Source organism: Microvirga tunisiensis, from assembly GCF_009296175.1.
Classification (GTDB): Bacteria; Pseudomonadota; Alphaproteobacteria; order Rhizobiales; family Beijerinckiaceae; genus Microvirga; species Microvirga tunisiensis.
This window is the reverse complement of the sequence record NZ_VOSK01000156.1, coordinates 1-15,255: the sequence shown is the minus strand read 5'-3', so window position 1 is coordinate 15,255 and position 15,255 is coordinate 1. Positions and strand designations below refer to the sequence as shown.

The following is a 15,255-nucleotide window of genomic DNA, read 5'->3' as shown; positions in this document are numbered from 1 at the left end:
CACAACCGACACTGCCGGCCCTTCGGCGCATGCTGCTTGATCATCTGGCACATGCCATGCGCCTGCGATGTCCATTCTGTCAGGCTCGCTTCACTCTGGGCCTAATGATGGGAGTGCCAAAGTAGTGCTAGACACAAATAACCCAACAAAAACAATATGGTGCCCCTGGCCGGGATCGAACCAGCACTCCTTGCGGAACTCGATTTTGAGTCGAGCGCGTCTACCAATTCCGCCACAGGGGCAAGGATCCGCGAAGTACCATGGGCGGCAAAGGTTGGTCAATGCGAGAGATGTGAAGGGAAGCCGCAAGGCTGACCTCTCGCAATTCCAGGCGCCTTGTGCTCAAAGAGGCGCGGGGCAACGGCCTCGATCCGGATCTGAACTCGTCGGAACACCATGCTTAGACGCCTCTACGACTGGACCCTGTCCCTCGCGGGCCGACCCTCGGCCCCTTATGCGCTGGCTCTGGTCTCCTTTTCCGAAAGCTCGTTCTTTCCGGTTCCGCCAGATATCATGCTCGTGCCGATGATGCTGGCGCGGCCTGACAAGGCCTGGTCCTATGCCCTGATCTGCACCGTCGCTTCCGTGCTGGGCGGCATCCTGGGATACTTCATCGGATTGGGGCTCTACGATTCCATCGGAGCCTGGCTGTTCCAGCTCTACGGTCTCACCGAAGGAGCCGAGACGTTTCGGCACGCCTATGCCGAATACGGCCATTGGGTGATCCTGCTCAAGGGACTGACCCCGATCCCGTACAAGCTCGTCACCATCACCTCGGGCTTCGCGGGCTATCATCTGGGCTGGTTCATCGTGCTTTCGATCCTGACCCGTGGAGCCCGCTTCTGCCTCGTCGCTTTGCTGATGAGCAAATTCGGGCCGCGGATCAAATCGATCATCGACAACAATTTCAATCTGGTGGCGGCTCTGGCCATTGCGGCCTTCATTGGTGGCTTCGTCGCCTTCCGCTACCTTTTCTAGACGAGAGGGATCGATGCAGATCAGCCTTACCATGCGTCAGGTCGCTCTGGCCGTGGCCTTGGGAGCCGCGGCCACGGTCGGCGGTGCGCTCATCTTCGAGCATGCCTTCGGCTATGTGCCGTGCAAACTCTGCCTGATCCAGCGCAATCCCTATTACATCGCGATCCCTCTCGGGCTCGCGGCGGCGCTCCTGCCGCCGCGCTACACGCGGGCGGGGCTTTGGCTTCTGACGCTGATCTTCGTCATCAGCGCAGGGCTCGGGGCTTATCATTCCGGGGTGGAGTGGGGTTTCTTTGCCGGGCCGAGCGATTGCGGCGGCGGATCGGGCGCAGGCGGGGGCAATGTGGGCGATTTCCTGAACCAGTTGCAGAGCACCCGCGTCGTCAGCTGCACGGAAGCGGCCTGGCGCTTCCTCGGTCTGTCATTGGCGGGCTGGAACGTCCTGATCTCGCTGGCTCTTTCAGCCTTTGCTGCCATGGCGGCCGCTCGCAAGGGTTTTTACCTCGACCGGTGAGGGCTTGCGTCGGCGCAGGCGACCCCGCTAGCCTTCGCTCAAACAGGATCGGGGACCTTCATGAGTATCCAGGCTCTCAAGGACGAGATTGCACGACAGTTCGGGACGCCCGCGGTGGTGATCGATCTCGACGTGGTCGAGCGCAACATCGCCCGGGTGCAGGCCCTGTGCGATGCGGCCGGAATCGCCAATCGCCCGCACATCAAGACGCATAAGAGCCCGGTCATCGCCGACATGCAACGGGATGCAGGCGCGCGCGGCATCACCTGCCAGAAGCTTGGCGAAGCCGAAATCATGGCCGAGAATGGCCATGACGACATCCTCATCGCCTATAACATCCTCGGCGAAGAGAAGCTGAGCCGCCTCGGCAGGTTGCTGTCGCGGGCGAGGGTCACCGTGGCGGCCGACAACCCAGTCGTCGTCGCAGGTCTGCCGCAGGCTGCAGTCATCGCCGGACGCGATCTCGATGTGGTCGTGGAATGCGATACCGGGCGCAAGCGGGCCGGGGTCGAGACAGTAGCGGAGGCCGTTGCCCTGGCCAGAGACATCGCGTCCCGCCCCGGGCTCTCATTTGCGGGCTTCATGCTGTATCCGCCGGAGAACGCCGTGGCCGAGACGCAAGTATTCCTCGATGCGGCCACGGCCAGCGTGCGGGAGTTCGGACTTGAACCGCGCATGGTCTCGTCGGGCGGTACCCCCAATCTGGTCAATCTCGGCAAGATCAGGGGCGTGACCGAACATCGGGCCGGGACCTCGGTGTTCAACGACCGCATGATGCTGGCTGCCGGCGTCGCGCAGTTGGAGGATTGCGCCCTGACGGTCTATGCCACAGTGGTCAGTCGGGCCGGTCCCGAGCGGGGTATTCTCGATTCAGGATCAAAGACATTGACGAGCGATACGGGCGGCCTTGAGGGGCACGGCCTCATCCTCGAGCATCCGCAGGCCAAGATCGCCCGCTTCGCAGAGGAGCACGGATTTCTTGATCTGTCCGCCTGCAATGATCGCCCGGGCATTGGCGATGTGGTGCGCATCGTGCCGAACCATGTCTGTGTGGTGGTGAACATGGTGGATCGGCTGGTAACCGTGCGGGGAGACAACATCGTCGGCGAATTGCCAGTCGCGGCTCGCGGTCGTCTGGCCTGACCGGTTTGCCCATAGGGGGAGGGACCGGCTTGCGAGGTCTGAATAGATACGAGAAGGGGCTTTAAGGCTCCAGTTCGCTGTCCCAGTAGAGATAATCCATCCAGCTGTCGTGGAGATAGTTCGGCGGGAAGAGGCGGCCGTTGGAGTGAAGGTCGTGGACAGTCGGGGCGAAGGGGCTCTGCCGGGGCCACATTTCCACCTCGCGGGGCAGTTTGTCCCCTTTGCGGAGGTTGCAGGGTGCACAGGCGGCGACGACGTTCTCCCAAGTGGTTTGCCCGCCCTTGGACCGGGGGATGACGTGATCGAAGGTTAGGTCCTCACGATCTCCGCAATACTGGCAGCTGAAGCGGTCGCGCAGGAAGACGTTGAAGCGGGTGAAGGCCGGGTGACGTGACGGTTTGACGTAGGTTTTGAGCGATATGACCGAGGGAAGGCGGATCTCGAAGGTCGGACTTCGCACGACCTTGTCGTATTCCGAGACGATGTTGACCCTGTCCAGGAACACCGCCTTGATCGCGTCCTGCCAACACCAGATGGACAAGGGGTAGTAGCTCAAAGGCCGGTAATCGGCATTGAGAACGAGGGCCGGGCAGGCCTCCGGTCGCACAACAGGCTGGACGTGTATCGTCACCTCACCTCCTCGGAGCATCGGACCCAAAAGTGAACACCACTTTTGGGATCCAGGCGATGCTCTTCTTCTTGGCTGGCGCATCGTCCGGCCCGGAAAACCGGAACCGCTCTTCCGAACCATGCGCAGGACAAGAGAAGCGTCGTATCCCGTCGGAGTAGACTATAGGCAATATGACACCGTTGTGAAGATCCAGGGCCAAACGTTTGTGACGCACCCACAGGAAGTGCGGTGTGGACAAATCAGGCCGACTTCCAAGTAACTTGGCGCATTCTGCGGAAAGGTGGATCGGGCTTTTCGCTGACGCGGACCTTCGGTTCGCACCCAACGACGCTCTAGGAGTTTCGATGAACCTTCTCCAGCAAGGCTTGGCCTGGATCGAGCCCGCCATTGTAGCCTATGGCGTATGGGCCCTGCTCATCGTCCTCTATTTCGAGTCGTTCGGAGCGCCCCTGCCCGGTGAGAGCGCACTGATCGCAGCTTCTCTCCTGGCGACGCGCGGCGATCTCGCAATCGGCCACGTCTTTCTGGCCGCCTGGCTCGGCGCCGTGCTGGGTGATAGCACCGGCTATCTGATCGGCCGGTTTGGCGGCCGGCCGCTTCTGAACAGGTTCGGGTACGTGGTGAAGCTCACGCCGGAACGCCTGTCCAGGCTGGAGACCATGGTGAAGACCAAGGGGTTCTTCATGGTTCTCACGGCGCGTTTCATCGTCGTGCTGCGGCAGCTCAACGGCCTCATCGCCGGATCGGCCGGGATGCCCTGGCACCATTTCGTCGTGGCGAACGCCCTTGGGGCCATGCTGTGGGCCGGCCTGTGGAGCTTCGGACCCTACTTCTTCACCGATGCCTTCAAGCGGCTGCTCTAATGCTTAAGCCCGCTGAGCAAACGTCTTAGCGGGTCGGAACCGGCTTCTCGCCACGATAATCGTAGAAGCCGCGCTTTGTCTTCCGGCCGAGCCAGCCGGCTTCCACGTATTTCACGAGGAGCGGGCAGGGGCGGTACTTGGAATCGGCCAAGCCCTCGTGCAGCACCTGCATGATCGAGAGGCAGGTATCGAGGCCGATGAAATCGGCCAACTGGAGCGGCCCCATGGGATGGTTGGCGCCGAGCCGCATGGCCGTGTCGATGGCTTCCACGGAGCCCACGCCCTCGTAGAGGGTGTAGATCGCCTCGTTGATCATCGGCAGCAGGATACGATTGACGATGAAGGCCGGAAAATCCTCGGAAACGGTGGAGGTCTTGCCGAGCCTGCCGATGAATTGCTTGGCGGATTCGTAAGTGTGATCCTCGGTGGCGATGCCCCGGATCAGCTCGACGAGCTGCATCACCGGCACCGGGTTCATGAAGTGAATGCCGATGAACCGTTCCGGCCGGTCGGTGGCGGCGGCAAGGCGCGTAATCGAGATCGACGACGTGTTGGTGGCGAGCAGCGCGTCGGGGCGGAGCGACGGGCTGAGATTGGTGAAGATCTTGCGCTTCACCTCCTCGTTCTCGGTCGCAGCCTCGATGACGAGGTCGCAGGCGGACAGATCGTCATAGGTGCGGGCTGGTTTGATCCGCTCCAGCGCCGCCTGCCTGTCGGCATCGGAAATGGCACCCTTGGACACTTGGCGCGCCATGTTGCCGTTGATCGTCGCAAGCCCGGCATTGATCCGATCTTCCGAGAGATCGTTGAGCCGGACGTTGAATCCCGCGAGCGAGCAGACATGGGCGATGCCGCTGCCCATCTGTCCGGAGCCGACAACGCCAACCGTTTTGATCTCAATGCCCATCTGATCTTGCTGCCTGCATTCAATCGTCAAAAGCGGCCGGGCAGAGAGTCCCGCCCGGTCCGTCATTATTCCTGACCTTATTGACCTGCTTTGGTCAACTCCTCCTTCAGTTCCGGCAGGATCTGAAAGAGGTCGCCGACGAGGCCGTAATCCGCCACCTGGAAGATCGGGGCCTCCTCGTCCTTGTTGATCGCCACGATCACCTTGGAGTCCTTCATGCCCGCCAGATGCTGAATGGCCCCTGAAATGCCCACCGCAATGTAGAGATCCGGCGCCACCACCTTGCCGGTCTGGCCCACCTGCCAGTCGTTGGGCGCGTAGCCCGCATCCACCGCCGCGCGCGAGGCGCCCATGGCCGCGCCGAGCGTGTCGGCAATCGGCTCGATATACTTGGTGAAGTTCTCCGACGAGCCGAGCGAACGGCCTCCCGAGATGATGATCCGGGCCGAAGTCAGTTCGGGACGGTCGTTCTGGGCGATCTCCTCGCCCTTGAAGCTCGATGTGCCCGGATCCTCGGCAGGGTCGACGGCCTCGATTGAGGCCGAGCCACCTTCACCGGCAGCAGGAAACGCTGCAGTCCGAACCGTGATCACTTTCTTGGCATCGGTGGCCTGCACGGTCTGGATGGCGTTGCCGGCATAGATCGGCCGCTCGAAGGTGTCGGGCGCCACCACCTTGGTGATGTCGGACACCTGCATCACGTCAAGGAGGGCAGCCACGCGCGGCATCACGTTCTTGCCCTTGCTGGTGGCAGGCGCCACCACGGCATCGTAGGGGCCGGCAAGCTGTACGATGAGCGCCGCGGTCGGCTCGGCGAGTTGGTGCTCGTAAGCGGCGCCCTCGGCGAGCAGCACCTTCTCCACGCCTTCCAGCTTAGCGGCGGCTTCGGCGGCCGCACGGGCGTTGGAGCCGGCCACCAGGACGTGCACGGGCGCGCCGAGCGCCTTGGCGGCCGAGAGGGCCTTGTGGGTGGCATCTTTCAGGTGAGCGTTGTCGTGCTCGGCAATCAGCAAGGTGGTCATTGTTCTAAAGTCCTTCTTAGAGCACGCCGGCTTCGACTTTGAGCTTCTGGACGAGTTCAGCCACGGAGCCGACCTTCACGCCTGCCTTGCGGCCGCCGGGCTCGGCGGTCTTCACCACCTTCAGACGCGGGGATACGTCGACGCCGAGCGTCTCCGGCGAGGTTTCGTCGAGCGGCTTCTTCTTGGCCTTCATGATGTTGGGCAAGCTGGCATAGCGCGGCTCGTTGAGGCGCAGATCCGTGGTGACGACGGCCGGCAGCTTGAGGCCCACCGTCTGCAGGCCGCCATCGACCTCACGGGTGACGTCGATGGAGCCCTCAGTCACATTGACCTTGAACGCGAAGGTGCCCTGTGGCCAGCCGAGCAGGGCGGCGAGCATCTGGCCGGTCTGGTTGGAATCGTCGTCGATGGCCTGCTTGCCCATGATGATGAGATCGGGCTTCTCCTGCTCGACCACCTTGGCCAGGATCTTGGCGACGGCGAGCGGCTCGACGGTCACGTCGGTCTTGACCAGGATGCCGCGGTCGGCGCCCATGGCCAGCGCGGTGCGGATGGTCTCGCCCGCCTGTTGCGGGCCGATGGAGACGGCGACGATCTCGGTGGCTTTGCCCTGCTCCTTCAGGCGCACGGCCTCCTCGACGGCGATCTCGTCGAAAGGATTCATGGACATCTTGATGTTGGCCAGTTCCACGCCCGACCCGTCCGGCTTCACCCGGATCTTCACGTTGTAGTCCACAACCCGCTTCACACACACAAGAAGCTTCATTCGTCTGTCCTCACCAAAGGTCGGGTCCGGATGTCGCCGAAAAACAGCCCTCCGGACATATAGGAAAAAGGCGGATGGGAACCTAGAGCATCGAGCCGGAAAGTGAAATGCGCTTTTGGCCGTCTGTTGCAGTCAGTGGTCATGCCTCAATGTCAACGCGGCGCCTGCATTTCCTGGGCCTGGACGCGGGCGAGCACGGGATCGTAACGGCGGCGCATGAGGGGGATGAGAATAGCGCCGACTATGAAGCCGCCAAGATGGGCAAACCAGCCCACGCTCTCGTCTCCGCCGAGGAAGGCCGAGGCAAACTGGAGGACGAACCAGAAGCCGATGGTCCAATAGGCGGGAAGGTGCAACGGAATGCCCTTCAGGAACAGACCCCAGATCTTCACGCGCGGGTAGAGGATGAGATAGGCCGCCACCACGCCCGATACGCCGCCGGAGGCGCCGATCAGCGGGCGGTGCGGCTCCGTGGTGATGAAGGCATGGGCCAGGCTCGCGGCCGTCCCGCAGAGCGGGAAGAACAGGATGAAACGGAGATGCCCCATGGCGTCCTCCACATTGTCGCCGAACACCCAGAGAAACAGCATGTTTCCGATCAGGTGGAGCAGCGAGCCGTGCAGGAAGATGTTGGTGGCCAGTGTCAGCTCGACCGGAACGAAGGGATAGCCTTCGGGGAGCGCCTCCGTGCCGAACAGAACCGATGGGATGAAGCCGAGCCCGCCCACCACCGCATCTTCGCCGAGAGGGCCGTAGAAGGTAAAAAGGTAGGCGACGACGCAGACGCCGATGAGAAACCGCGTCGCGAGCGGCGTCTTCATGTTCTTGAGCGGAACGCCGTCGTGAAGCGGTAAGAACATGATCCGCTCCTAACGGTTCTGACCGGGCACCCAGAGGACGTCGAGCGCGCCCTTATCGTTGGCGTAACGGGACGCGACGAAGAGGAAATCCGAGAGGCGGTTCAGGTATTTCACGGATTCCGGAGACACCTTTTCCTCCGGCTTCTCCATGAGTTCGACCACAAGGCGTTCCGCGCGGCGGCAAACCGTGCGCGCGAGATGGAGTGCGGCTGCGGCGGGCGTGCCGCCCGGGAGGACGAAGGAGCGCAGAACCGACAGCTCCGCGTTGAGCCGGTCGATCTCCTGCTCGAGACGATCCACCTGTGCCTGTGTCATGCGCAGGGGTTCATAGGGGAGGGGCTTGTCCGTCTCGACGGTGGCGAGATCGGCACCGAGATCGAACAGATCATTCTGGATACGGCCCAGCATCGCATCGATCTCGTGGCCCGCCGTATGAAGGCGAACCAGCCCGATGCAGGCGTTGGTTTCGTCCACCGTGCCAAAGGCCTCGATGCGGAGATCGTGTTTCGGGCGGCGTCCTCCGGCGGCAAGGGCGGTGGTCCCCTTGTCCCCGGTGCGGGTGTAGATGCGGTTGAGGACGACCATGGAGGACCCGAAGGTTGGGATTCAGTTAAAACGAATACCCAACCCGTGCGCCGACATTCGTCAAGCCTCTATTCTCGTCGGAGCAGGTTCCGCCATCGGACAGATGCTCGATGGTCGCCATCACGCTCCAATTGGCGGAAAGCCGCACGCCCACCGAACCCGATTCGCGAAACAGCGGCGAGCAACTCAGCGCCTGGCGATCGGACAGGGGATGCGAGGATTCCTTGCCGTTATGGATGGCGCCGCCGAAGCTGCCCTCAACGAAGACATTGGGCGTGACGTCGATGGTCCAGGACAACCCCGCATAGGCAAAGCTCGTCCGATCATCGAAATTCAGGCTGCCGCCCACATGCGGCCGTGGAATGAAATAACTGGTGAAAAGGTCCGAGGCCGTAAACGGTTTTGCAAAAAGGATTTCGCCGGTGAGATTGGCGGAGCTGTCGCGTCCCCCCGCGCCCCAAGGATCCTGAGCAGACAAACCAAAACGGAATTCTGACAGGAAATTCGGTTGAGATGGAGCTTGGAAGGAATTTGCTTGCCGCTTGAAGTCGGAGCCTAGGACGCCTGTCGATCCCACAATTAGGACCAGAAGGCTCAAGCCTATAGCTGGACTGATGCGCATTAAGAGTTCCGTAAATCAATAAAAATTATGGCCAGGAGCCTATGCCATTATGGCTAACGTTCTCTTAATAGAAACCGTGGCGAAAAAGTGTCAATACGGAGATGCCCGACCCATTGTGTGGAAAAGTGGAACCGGTTTCCACGCTTCTCGCTACGTCATGCGGCGCGCCACCAGATGACGCCCATGATGACGATGATCGCCAGAAACTGAAGCAGGACACGTAACCTCATGAGGTGCTGCGACCGATTGGCGTTGCCGCCGCGCAGCATGTTGATCAGGCCTAAAAGCAGCACGAAGGCGACGGCAACCACCACAATCGGCACAAGCAAATCGGCAAAACTTGTCATCTTGATTCCATAAGAAGATTCGGGCGACCGTGGCCCGAACCCGGCAGAGAGGCAAGAGGCGCCGTTATCCTAGCCTCAGTTTCGGCGCAGCAGGCGATCGAAATAATCGAGCTCTTCCTGCGGTCGGCTGGGATCGCCCAGCTTGCGCCGCAATTCTTCCAAGATCCGTTGCGCCCGTTGGGCAGGCGACTGGCCGGCGCTGGGCACATCGACGCGACCATCGGAATAGTCCCTGTTCCGAACCGGGCGACCCAAAGGATCGTTGTCGCGCTGTCCGGTCTGCTGGTTGCCCTGCGGATTGCCCTGGCCCGGCTGGTCGCCGGCCTGTTCGTTCCCCTGGCCGTCGCCCTGCTGCATTTGCTGCATCTGCTGCGCCATACCCTGCATGCCACGACGGAGATTTTCGAGTGCCCGGCCCTGGGCGTCGACCGCCGGGCCGTCCTGGCCCTGGCCCAGCGAACCTTCCGCATCGCGCATGGCCTGCTCGGCATCGCCGAGGCCCTGCTCGCCCTGCATGCCCATGCCCTGCATCCGCCGCTGCAGCTCCTCCAGCCTTTCCCTCAGCGCCTGCTGCCGCTGCTTCAGACCCAGCGGATCCTGGTCCTGACCTCCCTGGCCGTTTTCGGCCTGCTCCTGGCCTTCGCCCTGCTGACCTTGCTGGCCCTGTTGGCGCTGTCCCTGCTGCCTCTGGCCCTGGCGCTGCCCCTGCTGGCGCTGCCCGTTGCGGTCGCCCTGCTGCATGCGCCGGTTCTGGCCGTCGCGGAAGGTTTCGTCGCGCAGATTCTGCTGCTCGCGCGCCATGTCCTCCAGATCCTGCATGGCCTGATTCATCTCGCGCCCGAGCGGATCGGTCATGCGGTTGTTGGGCTGGGCGGTCTGCAGGTTTTCGAGAATGTTGCGCAACTGCTCGAGGAGGCGCTGGGCCTCGGCCACGTCGCCGCGGCGCATCGCCTCTTCCATCTGACGCAGCATGCGATTGAGGTCATCCTGCGAGATCACCCGGTCCGGGGGCGTGCGCTGGTTCTGGTCCTGCGATTGCTGGTTCTGCTGCATGCGCTGGGCGAATTCACGCAGGAACTTGTCCATGGCCTGTCGCAGATCTTCCGTCAGGCGCCGGATCTCGTCATCCGTCGCACCCCGGTCCATAGCCTCCTTCAAGCGCTCCTGAGCCGCGCGCAGCTCCCGCTCCGCATCGGAGAGGCCGCCATCCTCGATCTGGAGCGCTATGGCCCAGAGCCAGTCGGCCACATCGAGCAGATCCTGATCGGTCTTGGCGACGCGCAGACGTTCCGTTCCAGCACGAAGGCCCATGAACACGCCCCATTGCGGGGTGTATTCCTCCGGCGCGATCAGCAGGGCATCGAGCGCGACCTGAACGCGCTTACGGTCATCCGGAGCGAGAACGAGATTACGCCGCTGCTCGACCAGGGCCTTGGCGAGAGGATTGGTGAAGGGACGCTGCGGCAGGGTGAAGGTGATCGCCTCGCTCAACGCTTCTTGGCCTGCCTCGTCCTTGGCCTTCAGCCTGATCGTCACCGGAGCCCCGGCCCACGCATGGTTCGTGAGGTCGACCGGAGACCTGGTGTCCGGGGCGTTCTCCTCATGGCTTGGAAGGGCCAGGGTGAGCTGCGGGGCAGGAACGAGGGAGCGCCCCTTGCTGTTGTCGGCCTTTTCCACGATGCCTTCGAGCGAGGCGATGCCGTAATCGTCCTTGCCCTTGTAGCTCAAGGTGAAGGTGCCGCGTGCATTCACCTCGGGCGGCATGGTGAAGGCGATCTCAGGCAGCCGGTCGGGAATGGCCTCGATGGTCAGGGTCACGCTGTTCGCGAAACCCGTGCTGACCGTCAACTCGCTCGAGCCGTCGAGCTTGTAGCGCTCCTCGCGCATGTCCGCACGCTGATTGGCCTTGGGAGGCAGAGGCGTCAGGCCCTTGCCCGGCTTGACCTCGGCGCTGTCCTCGCCGGCGATCCGGACGACGACCGTCGAGTGGATCGGCGCGCGCAGGCTTTGCCCCCGCGCCAGGTCGATCATCAGCGGCGGCGTGCGGGTATAAAGGGGCGGATCGATCCACCCGTCGATTCGGAACGACGGGGAGGCGGTCTCGATCTTCCGCCAGTCGAAGGCTGCGGCGAGCCGCGAGCCGATCTCGGGCCCCGCCACGAAGGCGCTCGTCACCAGGGCGAGAAGACCTGCAGCCCGCAAGGCATAGCGGTCGCGCTTCGCCATATTGGGCTGCGGCAGGCCGACGCGCATGCGGCCGACGGCTTCTTCCGCGCGCTTGCGATGAAGCGCCCAGAGAGCCTTGGTGCCGGGATCCGTCGAGCCGAGGGCAAGCGTATCGTCAAGAACGCGGGCCGGTCCATGGCTCATGCCCGTTTCCCGGTCGAGCCGGTCGAGCGCGCGCGTCCGGGTGGGCATCCGCAGGCGCAACAGAGGCCAGAGCGACAGGAGAAAGGCTGCCGTGAACAGGCCTAGTCCGATGGTGCGCCACAGGGGCGAGGCATCGAGCCAGAGGCCAAGCCAGGACAGGGTGAAAAACAAAAGGACGATGGCGAACGGCAGCCAGAGCCGGGGCCAGGCCTCCTCCCACCAGAGGGACCAGCGCGCATGAGCGACCAGACGCCCGAACTTCTGGTTCAGGGGGCTGCGCCCAGGCGTCGGGTTCGGGCCTTCGCTCATGCCAAACATCTCCCGCTGCACGAAATGTGCAGACACCCCCACGAAAAAGCTAGCACGCACGCCCCGGATGACCAGCGGTCAATTGCGCGCGGAGCTTCAAGAAGAGGTGACCGGTCAGCGACGTTAGGACGTTTGTGGCTGCTCCGACCTCATTGACCGTTGCGGATGGGGCTTGCAGCCCTCCGCGACCGTCAACGTTGCGCCATGGTGAATGATCCATCGGCCCGGCCATCGCTTCATACGAGCAACCCGGCAGTCTGCCCGCCGGGTTGCTCATGTTTCAGCTTGCACGGTGACTGTGTTCAGTCCAGCCAGTCCGGAACCCGATCGAGCCCGATCAGCTCTTCGTAAGCCGGACGCGGGCGCACCACCGCGTGATCCTCGCCGCGGACGAGCACCTCGGGCACGAGAAGCCGCGTGTTGTAGGTGTTGGCCTGAACCGCCCCATAGGCGCCGGCGGTCATAATGGCGATGAGGTCGCCGGCTTCGACGGCCGGCATGTCGCGGGAGAGGGCGAGATAATCGCCGGTCTCGCAGACGGGGCCGACCACATCGGCGACGACGCGCGCGGTGTCGGGCGCAGCCTCGACGACCGGCTTGATGTCGTGATGAGCTTCGTAGAGCGTCGGGCGGATGAGATCGTTCATCGCGGCATCGACGATCACGAAGGGCTTGTCGGCGCCCTGCTTGACGTAGATCACCCGGGCGATGAGCACGCCCGCATTGCCGGCGATCATGCGGCCCATCTCGAACACGAGCTTGAGGCCGAGATCCTTGGTGTGGCGCTTGATGATCGCAGCATAGGCCTGCGGATCGGGCGGAGGCTCGTTGTCCTCGCGATACGGCACGCCGAGGCCGCCGCCGAGATCGATGTGATGCAGCTTGTGCCCCGCGGCCATCAGATCGCGGGCGAGCTCGGCGAGAAGGGCGGTCGCATTGTCGTAAGGAGCAAGATCCGTGATCTGGCTGCCGATATGCATGTCGACGCCGGTGACCTCGATCCCTTTGAGCGCTGCCGCCCGTGCATAAACCTCGCGGGCGCGGGCGATGGGAATGCCGAACTTGTTCTCGGATTTCCCGGTCGAAATCTTGGCGTGGGTCTTGGCGTCCACGTCCGGGTTGATGCGGATCGACACGGGAGCGCGCATGCTCTTGGAGAGGGCGACGTCTGAGAGCGCCTCGAGTTCCGGCTCCGATTCCACGTTGAAGCAGAGGATTCCGCTCTCGAGCGCGAAAGCCATCTCAGGTCTGGTCTTGCCGACGCCGGAGAACACGATCCGCTCGCCCGGCACACCGGCGGCCAGCGCGCGGCGCAGCTCGCCCTCGGAGACGATGTCCATGCCGGCTCCCAGGCGGCCGAGCGTCCTGAGCACGGCCTGATTGGAGTTGGCCTTCATGGCATAGCAGACGAGGACGTCCGTATCGGCGAAGGCCTCAGTGAAGACCTTGTAATGCCGCTCCAGGGTGGCCGAGGAATAGCAATAGAACGGGGTTCCGACCTCGTCCGCGAGGCGTCGCAGATCGACCCCCTCCGCATGGAGGACGCCGTCACGATAGGCAAAATGGTGCATCGAAAAAGCCTAAAGCAGCGGATCGAGAATAAAGGGCTTGCTCGGAATCGTGTAGCCCCGGTTCGGCTGGGAGCGGGGCGTGCCGACCGGGGAGGGCAGGGTCGCGTCGCTCGTCGGGGTCTGCGCCTGGGTCTCGGCCGCCTGCGCCGAGGCGTCCGGCGGCGGCTCGAGCGCGCCGCGGCGGCCGCAGGCGGTCAGACCGAGGACAAGAAGGCCGCAAACCAGGACGGCACGAGGGAAAGTCAGGCTGGACGACATAGAGAGCTCCGAAACGTGGCCGCACCATAACGGCAAGCGTTGCCGGATGCGAGAGGCAAGGTGTGGAAGACGACAGGCTCTGTCTCCAACACTTTCGTGATGGGCGGGTCATGGCGGTCCTGTATTCAGGACTTGAGGCTTCAGCGGAAAAGCGCCACATCACGGGCGATGTCGAACGCAGTGAAATCCCGAAAAGGCTGGCTGGTTGGTCTTGCGGCTCTCGTTCTCGCGGGAGCAGGCGCAGCCTGGTATGGCCTTGCGCCCCGCGATCCCATGGCGGCTGGTGTCGTCGAATGCCGCGCCGCGCAGGCGAAAACCGCAAGCCTGAAGCCGCTGGCGAGGGGCGAGGTGGCGGCCGTCGGCGTGAGCAATGCGCCGAAGCCGCCGCCCGTCATTGCCTTCACCGGCCCCGAGGGGCAGCCGATGAGCCTGTCCGACTTCAAGGGCAAGACCGTCCTGGTCAATCTCTGGGCGACCTGGTGCATACCCTGCCGCGAGGAAATGCCGGCCCTCGACAAGCTGCAGACGGAGCTGGGCGGCCCCGATTTCCAGGTCGTCGCCATCAATGTCGACACCCGCAACCGCGAAAAGCCGAAGGCCTGGCTGCAGGAGAACGGCATCAGGAACCTGGCCTATCATGCCGATCCGGAAGGCAAGCTGCTGCAGGTGCTGCAGAAATCCGGCCATGTCGTCGGCCTGCCGACCACCTTCGTGGTCGATGCGTCGGGCTGCGAGATCGCCCTGCTGAAAGGGCCGGCGGAATGGGCTTCTCCCGATGCCATCACCTTCATGAAGACGGCTTTGGGGCGGTCTTGAAACAGCTCAAACCTCATCCTGAGACGGACCTCCCGGTCCGTCTCAGGATGAGGGCTCAGGAATGGGCCAATTCTCGCGTCAGCCTCTGACGAGCCAGGTAATGGCACTCAAGCCGGAAAGGCCCCGCCCCCGTCCGGGACGCCGACCGTGCCGGAAAAGGCTGGCTTCGAGAGCCGCCAGGGGCGGTCCAGGGCCTGCCGTGCCTCGCCGCGGTTGAGCCGGCGCGGTGTGCCGTCGGCCAGAATCTCCTCGATCACCAGAAAGCCCAGGGCCTGCAGCATGATGGCGGCCATTTTGGTAGCCCGGTCATCCGCCCGGATGGACAGGGAGCCGGCGGCATAGATCCGCTCCATGAGGCTTCTGGGATGATGGGTCACCGGCTTACGCGGTTTGAATGCGACGACATTCGGTTCGGATTCGATCATGGTACAGCCCCTTCTCACCGCTCCTTATTATTCTGTGATGAGCGGTTGTTCTGTTGAGTTCAGCACACTTCCAGTGTGCCGGAAACTGAGCCGTTTAAGGAATGCGACATAAGACGCCCCCTTGGCCGGGCACCTTGAAACATCGGGATAGGGGGGAGCCTCGCGGTTCCACCCCTCCCACACCACCGTACATACGGGTCCGTATACGGCGGTTCGTCGGATTACTCGACTGGCTGGACGTGGACAGAGGCGAGGCCGAGGCCTCTGA

Annotated in this window: 17 protein-coding genes and 1 tRNA gene; 5 read left to right on the top strand and 13 right to left on the bottom strand. The window is 63.2% G+C overall.

Features of this window, described 5'->3' with window-relative positions:
- Positions 1-157 precede the first annotated feature (157 nt).
- Positions 158-242 (bottom strand) — tRNA-Leu (locus FS320_RS26440).
- Between the two features lie 154 nt (positions 243-396).
- On the opposite strand from FS320_RS26440, the gene FS320_RS26435 reads away from it, so the two are divergent.
- Genes FS320_RS26435 through FS320_RS26425 form a run of 3 tightly spaced genes read left to right on the top strand, consistent with a single transcriptional unit; the run spans position 397 to position 2,635 of the window.
- Positions 397-978 carry a YqaA family protein gene (locus FS320_RS26435; RefSeq protein ID WP_152714974.1) on the top strand — a complete coding sequence of 194 codons (582 nt, stop codon included), beginning with the start codon at positions 397-399 and terminating at the stop codon, positions 976-978.
- A 13-nt stretch (positions 979-991) separates the two neighbouring features.
- The gene (locus tag FS320_RS26430; protein WP_152714972.1) at positions 992-1,492 is read left to right on the top strand and encodes a disulfide bond formation protein B; all 501 of its coding nucleotides are present in this window, start codon (positions 992-994) and stop codon (positions 1,490-1,492) included.
- A 60-nt stretch (positions 1,493-1,552) separates the two neighbouring features.
- The gene (locus FS320_RS26425) at positions 1,553-2,635 is read left to right on the top strand and encodes a D-TA family PLP-dependent enzyme (protein WP_152714970.1); all 1,083 of its coding nucleotides are present in this window, start codon (positions 1,553-1,555) and stop codon (positions 2,633-2,635) included.
- A 61-nt stretch (positions 2,636-2,696) separates the two neighbouring features.
- On the opposite strand, the gene FS320_RS26420 is transcribed toward FS320_RS26425, so the two are convergent.
- A complete protein-coding gene (locus FS320_RS26420) occupies positions 2,697-3,266 on the bottom strand; it encodes an HNH endonuclease (protein ID WP_162003246.1) in 570 nt (189 codons plus the stop codon).
- A gap of 365 nt (positions 3,267-3,631) precedes the next feature.
- Between FS320_RS26420 and FS320_RS26415 the strand changes: the two genes are divergently transcribed.
- Positions 3,632-4,129: a DedA family protein gene (locus FS320_RS26415; RefSeq protein WP_152714978.1), complete on the top strand. Its 498-nt coding sequence runs from the start codon at positions 3,632-3,634 to the stop codon at positions 4,127-4,129.
- A gap of 25 nt (positions 4,130-4,154) precedes the next feature.
- On the opposite strand, the gene FS320_RS26410 is transcribed toward FS320_RS26415, so the two are convergent.
- The 10 genes from FS320_RS26410 to lptM all read right to left on the bottom strand — a co-directional run bounded on the left by FS320_RS26410 (position 4,155) and on the right by lptM (position 13,746).
- Complete coding sequence (locus FS320_RS26410; protein WP_152714966.1) at positions 4,155-5,036, bottom strand: 3-hydroxybutyryl-CoA dehydrogenase; 882 nt, start codon at positions 5,034-5,036, stop codon at positions 4,155-4,157.
- Positions 5,037-5,113: 77 nt separating this feature from the next.
- Positions 5,114-6,058 (bottom strand): electron transfer flavoprotein subunit alpha/FixB family protein, encoded by a 945-nt coding sequence (locus FS320_RS26405; protein WP_152714964.1) that lies wholly within the window; start codon positions 6,056-6,058, stop codon positions 5,114-5,116.
- A 16-nt stretch (positions 6,059-6,074) separates the two neighbouring features.
- Positions 6,075-6,824: an electron transfer flavoprotein subunit beta/FixA family protein gene (locus FS320_RS26400; protein WP_152714962.1), complete on the bottom strand. Its 750-nt coding sequence runs from the start codon at positions 6,822-6,824 to the stop codon at positions 6,075-6,077.
- A 152-nt stretch (positions 6,825-6,976) separates the two neighbouring features.
- Positions 6,977-7,684: a rhomboid family intramembrane serine protease gene (locus tag FS320_RS26395; protein ID WP_152714960.1), complete on the bottom strand. Its 708-nt coding sequence runs from the start codon at positions 7,682-7,684 to the stop codon at positions 6,977-6,979.
- Between the two features lie 9 nt (positions 7,685-7,693).
- The gene (locus FS320_RS26390; RefSeq protein ID WP_152714958.1) at positions 7,694-8,269 is read right to left on the bottom strand and encodes a cob(I)yrinic acid a,c-diamide adenosyltransferase; all 576 of its coding nucleotides are present in this window, start codon (positions 8,267-8,269) and stop codon (positions 7,694-7,696) included.
- A 25-nt stretch (positions 8,270-8,294) separates the two neighbouring features.
- Entirely contained in the window at positions 8,295-8,747 is a 453-nt protein-coding gene (locus tag FS320_RS26385; protein ID WP_244627395.1) for an acyloxyacyl hydrolase, read from the bottom strand.
- Positions 8,748-9,046: 299 nt separating this feature from the next.
- Positions 9,047-9,238: a twin transmembrane helix small protein gene (locus tag FS320_RS26380; protein ID WP_152714954.1), complete on the bottom strand. Its 192-nt coding sequence runs from the start codon at positions 9,236-9,238 to the stop codon at positions 9,047-9,049.
- Positions 9,239-9,313: 75 nt separating this feature from the next.
- Positions 9,314-11,917: a TIGR02302 family protein gene (locus FS320_RS26375; protein ID WP_152714951.1), complete on the bottom strand. Its 2,604-nt coding sequence runs from the start codon at positions 11,915-11,917 to the stop codon at positions 9,314-9,316.
- Between the two features lie 302 nt (positions 11,918-12,219).
- On the bottom strand, positions 12,220-13,488 hold the full coding sequence (gene lysA, locus FS320_RS26370; protein ID WP_152714949.1) for a diaminopimelate decarboxylase: 1,269 nt from the start codon (positions 13,486-13,488) through the stop codon (positions 12,220-12,222).
- A gap of 9 nt (positions 13,489-13,497) precedes the next feature.
- Positions 13,498-13,746: an LPS translocon maturation chaperone LptM gene (gene lptM / locus FS320_RS26365; protein WP_152714947.1), complete on the bottom strand. Its 249-nt coding sequence runs from the start codon at positions 13,744-13,746 to the stop codon at positions 13,498-13,500.
- A 168-nt stretch (positions 13,747-13,914) separates the two neighbouring features.
- On the opposite strand from lptM, the gene tlpA reads away from it, so the two are divergent.
- Positions 13,915-14,562: a thiol:disulfide interchange protein TlpA gene (gene tlpA, locus FS320_RS26360; RefSeq protein WP_152714976.1), complete on the top strand. Its 648-nt coding sequence runs from the start codon at positions 13,915-13,917 to the stop codon at positions 14,560-14,562.
- 107 nt (positions 14,563-14,669) lie between these two features.
- On the opposite strand, the gene FS320_RS26355 is transcribed toward tlpA, so the two are convergent.
- Positions 14,670-14,987: a hypothetical protein gene (locus tag FS320_RS26355; RefSeq protein ID WP_152714945.1), complete on the bottom strand. Its 318-nt coding sequence runs from the start codon at positions 14,985-14,987 to the stop codon at positions 14,670-14,672.
- Positions 14,988-15,255 lie beyond the last annotated feature (268 nt).

Bases quoted from the DNA above. Each gene is read 5' to 3' on its own strand.
- FS320_RS26410 (WP_152714966.1), bottom strand. From the start codon at position 5,036: ATGGGCATTGAGATCAAAACGGTTGGCGTTGTCGGCTCCGGACAGATG.
- FS320_RS26355 (WP_152714945.1), bottom strand. From the start codon at position 14,987: ATGATCGAATCCGAACCGAATGTCGTCGCATTCAAACCGCGTAAGCCG.
- FS320_RS26380 (WP_152714954.1), bottom strand. From the start codon at position 9,238: ATGACAAGTTTTGCCGATTTGCTTGTGCCGATTGTGGTGGTTGCCGTC.
- FS320_RS26435 (WP_152714974.1), top strand. From the start codon at position 397: ATGCTTAGACGCCTCTACGACTGGACCCTGTCCCTCGCGGGCCGACCC.
- FS320_RS26400 (WP_152714962.1), bottom strand. From the start codon at position 6,824: ATGAAGCTTCTTGTGTGTGTGAAGCGGGTTGTGGACTACAACGTGAAG.
- FS320_RS26425 (WP_152714970.1), top strand. From the start codon at position 1,553: ATGAGTATCCAGGCTCTCAAGGACGAGATTGCACGACAGTTCGGGACG.
- lptM (WP_152714947.1), bottom strand. From the start codon at position 13,746: ATGTCGTCCAGCCTGACTTTCCCTCGTGCCGTCCTGGTTTGCGGCCTT.
- tlpA (WP_152714976.1), top strand. From the start codon at position 13,915: ATGTCGAACGCAGTGAAATCCCGAAAAGGCTGGCTGGTTGGTCTTGCG.
- FS320_RS26390 (WP_152714958.1), bottom strand. From the start codon at position 8,269: ATGGTCGTCCTCAACCGCATCTACACCCGCACCGGGGACAAGGGGACC.
- FS320_RS26395 (WP_152714960.1), bottom strand. From the start codon at position 7,684: ATGTTCTTACCGCTTCACGACGGCGTTCCGCTCAAGAACATGAAGACG.
- lysA (WP_152714949.1), bottom strand. From the start codon at position 13,488: ATGCACCATTTTGCCTATCGTGACGGCGTCCTCCATGCGGAGGGGGTC.
- FS320_RS26375 (WP_152714951.1), bottom strand. From the start codon at position 11,917: ATGAGCGAAGGCCCGAACCCGACGCCTGGGCGCAGCCCCCTGAACCAG.
- FS320_RS26430 (WP_152714972.1), top strand. From the start codon at position 992: ATGCAGATCAGCCTTACCATGCGTCAGGTCGCTCTGGCCGTGGCCTTG.
- FS320_RS26405 (WP_152714964.1), bottom strand. From the start codon at position 6,058: ATGACCACCTTGCTGATTGCCGAGCACGACAACGCTCACCTGAAAGAT.